Raw genomic sequence first — 7,366 nt, 5'->3', positions numbered from 1 at the left:
ATATGGTGCTGATTCTAACATTTTAGGTATATTTTTTCAATGAGTGAGATATATAAAAACCGACATTCAGCCTTTAATCTTCATGTTCATTTAGTTTTTATAACGAAATATCGAAAAAAAATACTAGCTGAGTTGCATCATAAATATTTCAATGAGTGTGCAACTGAAATATGTAAAGATTTTGATGCTGAATTAAAGGAATGTAATGATGAATCCGACCATGTTCACATGCTTATTCAGTATCCACCAACGGTACAGTTAAGCAAATTGGTTAATAATTTAAAGTCTGTAACAAGTAGAAGAATGCGAAATAGACGAATTGTCAACAAACCCTAATATTTGCTTTAAACATTTTGCAGAATATACATTAGAACAATGTGAAAAATTAGGTATAGAAACGACTGAAACAAAAGAGGCTATTCATTTCTTTTGTGCAATCGATAACGAATGGAAAAAATCAAAATTTTCACTTCCTCACGCTCCTTGGGGGCCTAATAAAGTTGTTGGACCTGTAATTTTGTTACCTCAAAATATCTTGGAATCTATGATTAGCTATAAAACTAATTATTTTTTCACTAATATTAGACCTCTTGCGAAAGTAAAAAATTGTTTATACTCATCTCATGAAATATGAAAATTTAACAAGATTTAATGATGAAGAATTTAAACGACTTGTTGGAGTTCCTCGTCCATTATTCTTAAAAATGGTATCAGTGTTACAACATGCTGAACTTGCCAAGAAAAAATCTGGAAGACCTCATTCGTTGTGTTTAGAGGATCAATTGTTGTTAACTTTAAATTACTTACGCTGTTATAGAACTCAAATTGAGTTATCCGCCGACTATAACCTAGCTGAAAGTAATGTGAATCGTACGATTCAGAAAGTTGAAAATGCTCTGATTCAATCACGGATTTTCGCATTGCCGAAAAGGAATCAAAAGTTTAATGAGGGGGATTATGTAATCGTTGATGTTACTGAGTCACAGATTGAGCGTCCCAAAAAAACAAAGAAAATTCTATAGTGGTGAAAAGAAGAAACATACGCTAAAAACACAGGTCATTTTTAACCCCCAATTAAAGCAAATTATAAGTGTATACAGATTGAAGATGGCAGAAAACACGATCTGAACATTGTGCGTAAGCTTTTGAGGGAGATGATTATTTATCCTTATATCATGGCAGATTTAGCCTATAAAGGATTTCATCAGATTAAGAGTAAGTTACTCATTCCAATCAAGAAACCTAATAATTTATCATTACCCCAAATAGCAAAACAGATCAACCAAGAAATCAGTCGGCGTAGGATCACAATTGAACATATCAACGGCAAACTTAAACATTTTCGGATATTAACAGAACGCCATAGAAATAGACGGAAACGATTTGGTCTAAGAATGAATTTAATTGCTGGAATGGTGAATTGGATGCTCTTAAATTAACTTTCGTAAGATCTATTGCCACCCCTTTATTTAAAGAAGAAGTTTTACGTAGAGATGCTTCAGCAAGCTTTATTTATTCTTTAAAATCTGGCGAGAAAAGAGTGAATGTAAAAAAATGCGAGAGCAACATCCTGAATTTCGAGGGGGGAAAAAGCAATATGGATGAATTAATCGCAAAAAATCCAAGACTTTTAAAAGAATATAGAGAAAAAGTAGCTAAAAAACGCTATTTAAAAAGAAAAGGTAAAAAAAGAAGATTAGAGGACGCATAAGCGTGCTTTTTATAGACAAATGTACAAGAAACAATACTATAACTTTACACTAGTTCTATCTGCGGACCTTTGATTTATACTAGCGGGATAACATTACCGGCTTTATATCAGTTTAGCGACTTTATGAACTTAAAGAAAAATAAAAGACAGCTTGTCTGGGGTTTAAATCTGCTTGCATCTATGATGTATGGCAGCTTTGCTCATGCACAGAGCATCAGCTTTCAGGATGCTGAACGTCAGTTGTTGCAAAATTCTTATAGCAGCCAAGCCTATCAAAGTCTGGAACAGGCTTCAAAACTTGAAGCTGAAGCAGTAAAAGGCGTAGGTCTGCCACGTGTCGACCTGAATGTTCGTGCCTATGCCTTTCACAGTGAAGTCGATATTCCATTAAAGCAATTTAAAAATAATCTGGAGAATTCACTCTCTCAAGGCGTGAATGGCCGGCTTAATGAGTGGGAGGCCAGTAATGGCGTGGATCTACCTGCAGGTATTACCGATCCACTGCGTGATGGACTTAACAATACTATTCATAGCGGAGTTGGTCTGATTCCGGATACGTCTAATGTCATCCTTGAAGATCAGGTGATTCGCCCCACTGTTTCCGTGATTATGCCAATATATACTGGAGGCCTCACCCGTAGTGCCAAAGAAATTGCCAATATTCAGGTCGGTCGTAGTCAGCTCAGCAACAAACAGCAGCAAGATACGCAGCGTTTTGAACTGATTCAAAGTTATTTTAATGTGCAGCTCCAAAAGCAATTGCATGCAGCTGCGCTGTTTAATCTGAATGCCATGCAGCAGCATTATCGCAATGCCTTAAAAATGGAACAGCAAGGTTTTATCAGTAAAGGCCAGCGTATGCAATTTGAAGTGGCACGTAATAATGCCGAGCGCAGCCAGCAAAATACGCAGGCCAATTTGAATGCTGCGCTGTTCCAGCTGAATAATCTGCTTCAGGAAAGTAGCATCACTGAGCTTTCGACGCCTTTATTTGTCAATAAAACCGAGCCACAGGCCTTAAATCATCTGCTAAAAACTTTTAGTCAGAACTCTGCGCTGATTCAAAAAATGCAGCTGGATACCCAATTGGCCCAAGCCAATGTGAAAGCCCAGCAAGCAGCGAAAAAACCAAATGTATTTGCTTTTGGCGAATATAGTCTGGATCAAAATGAAAACTGGATTGTCGGGGTTGCCGCACGCTATAACCTGTTTTCCGGGATCGATAAAAACAAGAATATTCAGGCTGCCGAACTCAAACGCTCTGCAACAGAACTGCTTACTGCACGCACCCAGCAGGAAATTGAAAATCTGATTTATAAATCTTATAGCGAAGCACTTAGTGCACAGCAAAGTGATGTACTTCTGGCACAAAACTTGAAAGCCGCACAGGAAAATTTACGCATCCAAGAATTGTCTTTTAAAGAAGATACGGGCACCGCCACACAGGTCATCGATGCACAAAATATGCTGAGCGGACTACGAGCTGAAACTGCCTTGAATGCTTACAAATATGTGATGTCACTGGCCACACTATTACAAAGCCATGGCTCGATTGCAGAATTTCCAACCTACATTCAACATGCCAACACCCACTATATTCGCTAATGGAGCCGAACATGAACGAAGATCAAAAACCCAATGATCCTGTGAATGAAGTGGCTTCATCCAGCGATACAGAAAAATCGCCTGCGCAACAGGTAGAAACAAAAACTGAAATAGAAAACAACGCGACGACTTCGACCGAGCAACAACAAGCTCCTGAAATCGCTAAAAAGAAAAAATATTTATTGCTCGCCCTGATTCCAGTTCTGCTGGCAGTCATCGCTTTTGGATTGTGGAAAAGCTACCAACCAGCTCCGCTTGAATTGCAGGGTCGTGTAGAAGCTGAAACAGTTCAGGTGGCGACCAAAGTGCCAAGCCGTATTGAAGAAATCTATGTAGAAGAAGGTCAGCGGGTCAAAAAAGGCGATGTACTGGTGCGCTTAAACAGCCCGGAAATTCAGGCCAAAAAACAGCAAGCCGCAGCGGCTTTACAATCTGCGCTGGCCTTACAATCGACTGCTGAACGTGGCTCGCAGGAAGAAAATATCGCCAGTCTCTATGCCAACTGGCAATCGCTGAAAGCACAGCAAAATTTAGCCAAAGTTTCTTATGAGCGTGGTGCAAATTTATTGAAGGAAGGTGTGATTTCACGCCAGCGCCGTGATGAATTGTATGCAGCCAGTCAATCAGCGGCGCAAATGACAGAAGCAGCGTATCAGCAATACGCACGTGCCAAACGTGGCAGCACCTCGCAGCAAAAGAGTTCTGCCGATGCACAAGTAGATATTGCCCAGGCTGCGCTGGATGAAGCCAATGCTTTAGAAGCAGAAACCCAATTAGTAGCACCTGTAAACGGAACGGTGTCTAAAACCTATGGCAAAGTCTCGGAGCTGGTAGCCACCGCAGTCCCTGTGGTCAGCCTGATTGAAGATCAAATGTGGGTGAGCCTGAATATTCGTGAAGACCAATATGCCCCATTTCAGAAAATGAGCAGTATTGAAGGTTATATTCCCGCCCTAGATAAAACCGCCACTTTTCAAATTAGACAGATCAGTGCTGAAGGTGAATTTGCCACCATTAAGACCACACGTCAAACGGGCGGTTATGATGTGCGCAGTTTTAAGCTGCATCTTGTACCCACACCAGCAATTTCTGAACTGAAAGTCGGGATGAGCGTGTTATTTAAACTGAAAGAGACCCGATAATGTGGACGGGTATATGGCGCGAACTGCGCTATCTGCTCAGCGAAAAATGGGATCTGTGTCTGGTCACGCTGGCACCTGCACTGGTGATTATTTTATTCAGCAGCATGTTTGCTCAAGGGAAATCGGATCATTTACCGATTGCGATTATTGATCAAGACCAGAGTGCGCTGAGTCAAAGCATTTATCAACATGTGGCGCTGAATCATACTCTTAAAATTGCTACGGTGTCGGAACAAACAGCTGAAATTGAGCGCCTGTTAAATCAAAATAAAATTTGGGGTTATATCCATATTCCAAGCGGTGCCGAGCAACGTCTGGTTCGTGCCCAGGATGCTGACATCAGTATTGCTTTTAACCAGAGTTATTTCAGTATTGGAAATACCATTTCCTCGGCCATGCTGGTCAGTACCCTACAAGCACTCGCTGAATTTAGCGGACAGCAATATCTGGGCAACCGACTCCCCTCTCTCGAAGCACCGTCACCGCATATTAAAATATCTCCGCTGTATAATCCGCAGCTGAATTATGAATTCTATCTGGAACCCTATGTCATTCCGGCAATTCTGCATTTACTGCTGTGTTGTTGTGTGGCATTTTCCGTCGGTCAGGAACTGAAGCGGCAGACCTTAACAAGCTGGATTAGCAACTCATCCATCTGGATGGCATTGCTGTCTAAGAACCTGATCTATGTGGCTATTTTTAGTCTATGGACCTGGATCTGGATGTTCTGGCTGATTGAAATTCGCGGCTGGTTTGTTGCCGGCTCGCTCGCTCTGATTCTATCGGCACAATTTCTGCTATATAGCGCTTATGCATTTTTAAGCAGTGCAGTGGTTCTGGCAACCAAAGATTTAAGTAAATCTTTTGGCATCATTGCGGTCTATGGTGGTTCATCTTTAAGTTTTGCCGGTGTGACTTTACCTTTAAATAATGCGCCCCTATTCACCCAGTTCTGGTCCAATATTATTCCGTTTACGCCCTATGCCAAATTACAAACTGAACAATGGGTGATTGGTAGTCCATTGCATATTTCACTGCAAGCTGGATTCATGCTGCTGATCTATGCCCTAGTTTACGCTCTGCTGGCTTATCTGTTTCTTAAAAAAATAGTTAAAGGAGCAGTCCAATGAAATCCCTCTGGTTTTACTATCTGCAAAGCTTTAAGGATATTGTCAGTCACGGCACGATCTTTACCACGCTTATTCTATCCGTCTTGTTTTACAGCTTTTTTTATCCAACCGCTTATCAGGCACAGCAGGCTGAAGCCTTACCGATTATTATTGTCGATGAAGAACAAAGTAACTTAAGCACCCGTATTATTGGTCAAGTGGCACAAAGCCCCAATGTGGAGATTGAGGCGATTACCGGCAATTTTTCCGAGGCCAAACAATGGGTGGAATCACAAAAAGCCGATGGTATTTTACTTCTGCCGGACAATTTATCGCAAAGCTTAAGGCATGGTGAAACAGGTGGCATTGGCCTGTATTTAAGTACAGCCAACTTTTTAGTAACCAAACAAATTGGTCTGGGCTTAGCCACATCAGTTGAGCAAACTTTGGCAGATTATACTGAACGCTTTGGCAAGGTCTCGGATTTTTCACCTGCCCTTTCTGTGCATCAAATTCCTTTATTTAATCCGCTGTCCGGCTATGGCAGCTATGTCTTTCCTGCGGTTGCACCTTTAATTATCCACCAAACCATTCTTTTGGGTTTGAGTATGCTGATTTTGGTATATCGGGAAAGAAAAATAGAATTAAACACAAATGCATTGATTGGGATGTGTTTAGCGGTCTTCACCATTGGTTGTCTGGGATGTTTCTATTTATTCGGCTTTAGCTTCTGGCTATTTGATTATCCGCGCGGTGGCAACCTGCTCGGGATGCTGCTGGCTGTTGCGGTTTTTATCTACACGATAATTGGCATGACCTGCTTATTTGCTAGTTTTCTGGATCTGCCGGAACGTGCGGGGCATGTCATTGTATTCACTTCTATTCCACTGTTCTTTTTATCTGGTGCGGCCTGGCCGCATGCTGCCATGCCCACCTGGATGCAAGTCGTTGGCGAAATCCTGCCCTCTACCCAAATTGTGCAGATGTTTATTCAACTCAATCAGATGGGTGTGCCTACAACACTGATCTTGCCTAAATTGCTCTATCTTGGAATGATCGGTAGCTTGTGCTTTTTTTTGGCTTATCGACGTTTAATTTCTGGTCATCAAAGCAGATAGAGCATTATAGCAATGCTCCTATTCCACTTATTTACCCGATTCGCCAAAGACTTGAATATTGAAATTATGAATCTTGTTGCTACCATTCGGCTTGTCAAAACTAACATCATACTGAACCAGATTTTCTGGATAGGCAATTTCATAGCTGACCTTATATTGCCCAAGCTGATCGGTTGCTTCTTCAATCTCTTTGGTCATTAAAGTCTTAGACTTGTATTCACCTTGAGGAATTGAACGTGAAAAGCGTTTCATCAGCTTTTCATTGTCCTTAAACTGGGTTTGCAACTGCGGCTCTAACTGATCCAAAAACTCGTCATACTTCCCATCACGCAAATCCTCATAGGCTAGCTGTGCCGCCTTTTCCTGTTCAGGACTCGGATCTGGAATATTGTCCATTGAATTACAGCCACTCAATGCAACCGCTGCTGCCAACAACATTAATTTGGTTTTCATCGGTAAGCGTCCGCTGAACACACCTTCTGAATTCATCCTATAAGCCTTAATTTAGTCCCCACTTAGAAACAAGTGGGGACTTAAATTTATGACTACAAATCATCAGACATCCATCGCATCTCTTGCGAAAAAACGAAGAACATACAGTGCTGAATTTAAACAGCAGATCGTTCAGGCTTGTAAAGCACCGGACGTTTCAATTGCTTCAGTCGCTTTGCAACATGGATT

The 7,366-nt window shown here is 41.3% G+C and carries 8 protein-coding genes and 2 pseudogenes; 9 read left to right on the top strand and 1 reads right to left on the bottom strand.

Annotation, left to right across the window (positions count from 1 at the left end; genetic code table 11):
- Positions 1 to 39: 39 nt before the first annotated feature.
- From tnpA to FTU71_RS14120, 8 genes and pseudogenes are all read left to right on the top strand, one after another.
- Positions 40 to 312: pseudogene (gene tnpA, locus FTU71_RS14155) on the top strand (IS200/IS605 family transposase); the annotation flags it as partial.
- Between the two features lie 7 nt (positions 313 to 319).
- The gene (locus tag FTU71_RS14150; protein WP_035310653.1) at positions 320 to 634 is read left to right on the top strand and encodes a hypothetical protein; all 315 of its coding nucleotides are present in this window, start codon (positions 320 to 322) and stop codon (positions 632 to 634) included.
- Positions 624 to 1,439, top strand: a pseudogene (locus tag FTU71_RS14145) (IS5 family transposase). Before FTU71_RS14150 ends, FTU71_RS14145 begins: the two are co-directional and overlap by 11 nt.
- Positions 1,421 to 1,711, top strand: coding sequence for a hypothetical protein (locus FTU71_RS14140; protein WP_180112116.1), 291 nt, complete (start codon positions 1,421 to 1,423; stop codon positions 1,709 to 1,711). The pseudogene FTU71_RS14145 and the gene FTU71_RS14140 overlap by 19 nt, the downstream one beginning before the upstream one ends.
- A 123-nt stretch (positions 1,712 to 1,834) precedes the next feature.
- Positions 1,835 to 3,316, top strand: coding sequence for a TolC family protein (locus FTU71_RS14135; RefSeq protein WP_004971852.1), 1,482 nt, complete (start codon positions 1,835 to 1,837; stop codon positions 3,314 to 3,316).
- Positions 3,317 to 3,327: 11 nt separating this feature from the next.
- Positions 3,328 to 4,458 carry an HlyD family secretion protein gene (locus FTU71_RS14130; protein ID WP_005252470.1) on the top strand — a complete coding sequence of 377 codons (1,131 nt, stop codon included), beginning with the start codon at positions 3,328 to 3,330 and terminating at the stop codon, positions 4,456 to 4,458.
- Positions 4,458 to 5,588 (top strand): ABC transporter permease, encoded by a 1,131-nt coding sequence (locus tag FTU71_RS14125; protein WP_004971855.1) that lies wholly within the window; start codon positions 4,458 to 4,460, stop codon positions 5,586 to 5,588. The genes FTU71_RS14130 and FTU71_RS14125 overlap by 1 nt, the downstream gene beginning before the upstream one ends.
- Positions 5,585 to 6,685, top strand: a complete 1,101-nt coding sequence (locus FTU71_RS14120; RefSeq protein WP_096901141.1) for an ABC transporter permease — start codon at positions 5,585 to 5,587, stop codon at positions 6,683 to 6,685. Before FTU71_RS14125 ends, FTU71_RS14120 begins: the two co-directional genes overlap by 4 nt.
- Before the next feature lie 27 nt (positions 6,686 to 6,712).
- Here the strand turns inward: FTU71_RS14120 and FTU71_RS14115 are convergent, their stop codons facing one another.
- Complete coding sequence (locus FTU71_RS14115; protein ID WP_179990115.1) at positions 6,713 to 7,138, bottom strand: DUF3887 domain-containing protein; 426 nt, start codon at positions 7,136 to 7,138, stop codon at positions 6,713 to 6,715.
- An 88-nt stretch (positions 7,139 to 7,226) separates the two neighbouring features.
- Between FTU71_RS14115 and FTU71_RS14110 the strand changes: the two genes are divergently transcribed.
- Positions 7,227 to 7,366, top strand: a 140-nt coding sequence (locus FTU71_RS14110; protein ID WP_151760684.1) for a transposase, incomplete at its 3' end; no start/stop codon positions are given.

The sequence above is a fragment of the Acinetobacter sp. YH12136 genome (assembly GCF_013418545.1).
GTDB lineage: Bacteria > Pseudomonadota > Gammaproteobacteria > Pseudomonadales > Moraxellaceae > Acinetobacter > Acinetobacter towneri.
The sequence above is the reverse complement of the archived record's forward strand: the minus strand, read 5'-3'. Positions and strand labels throughout refer to the sequence as shown.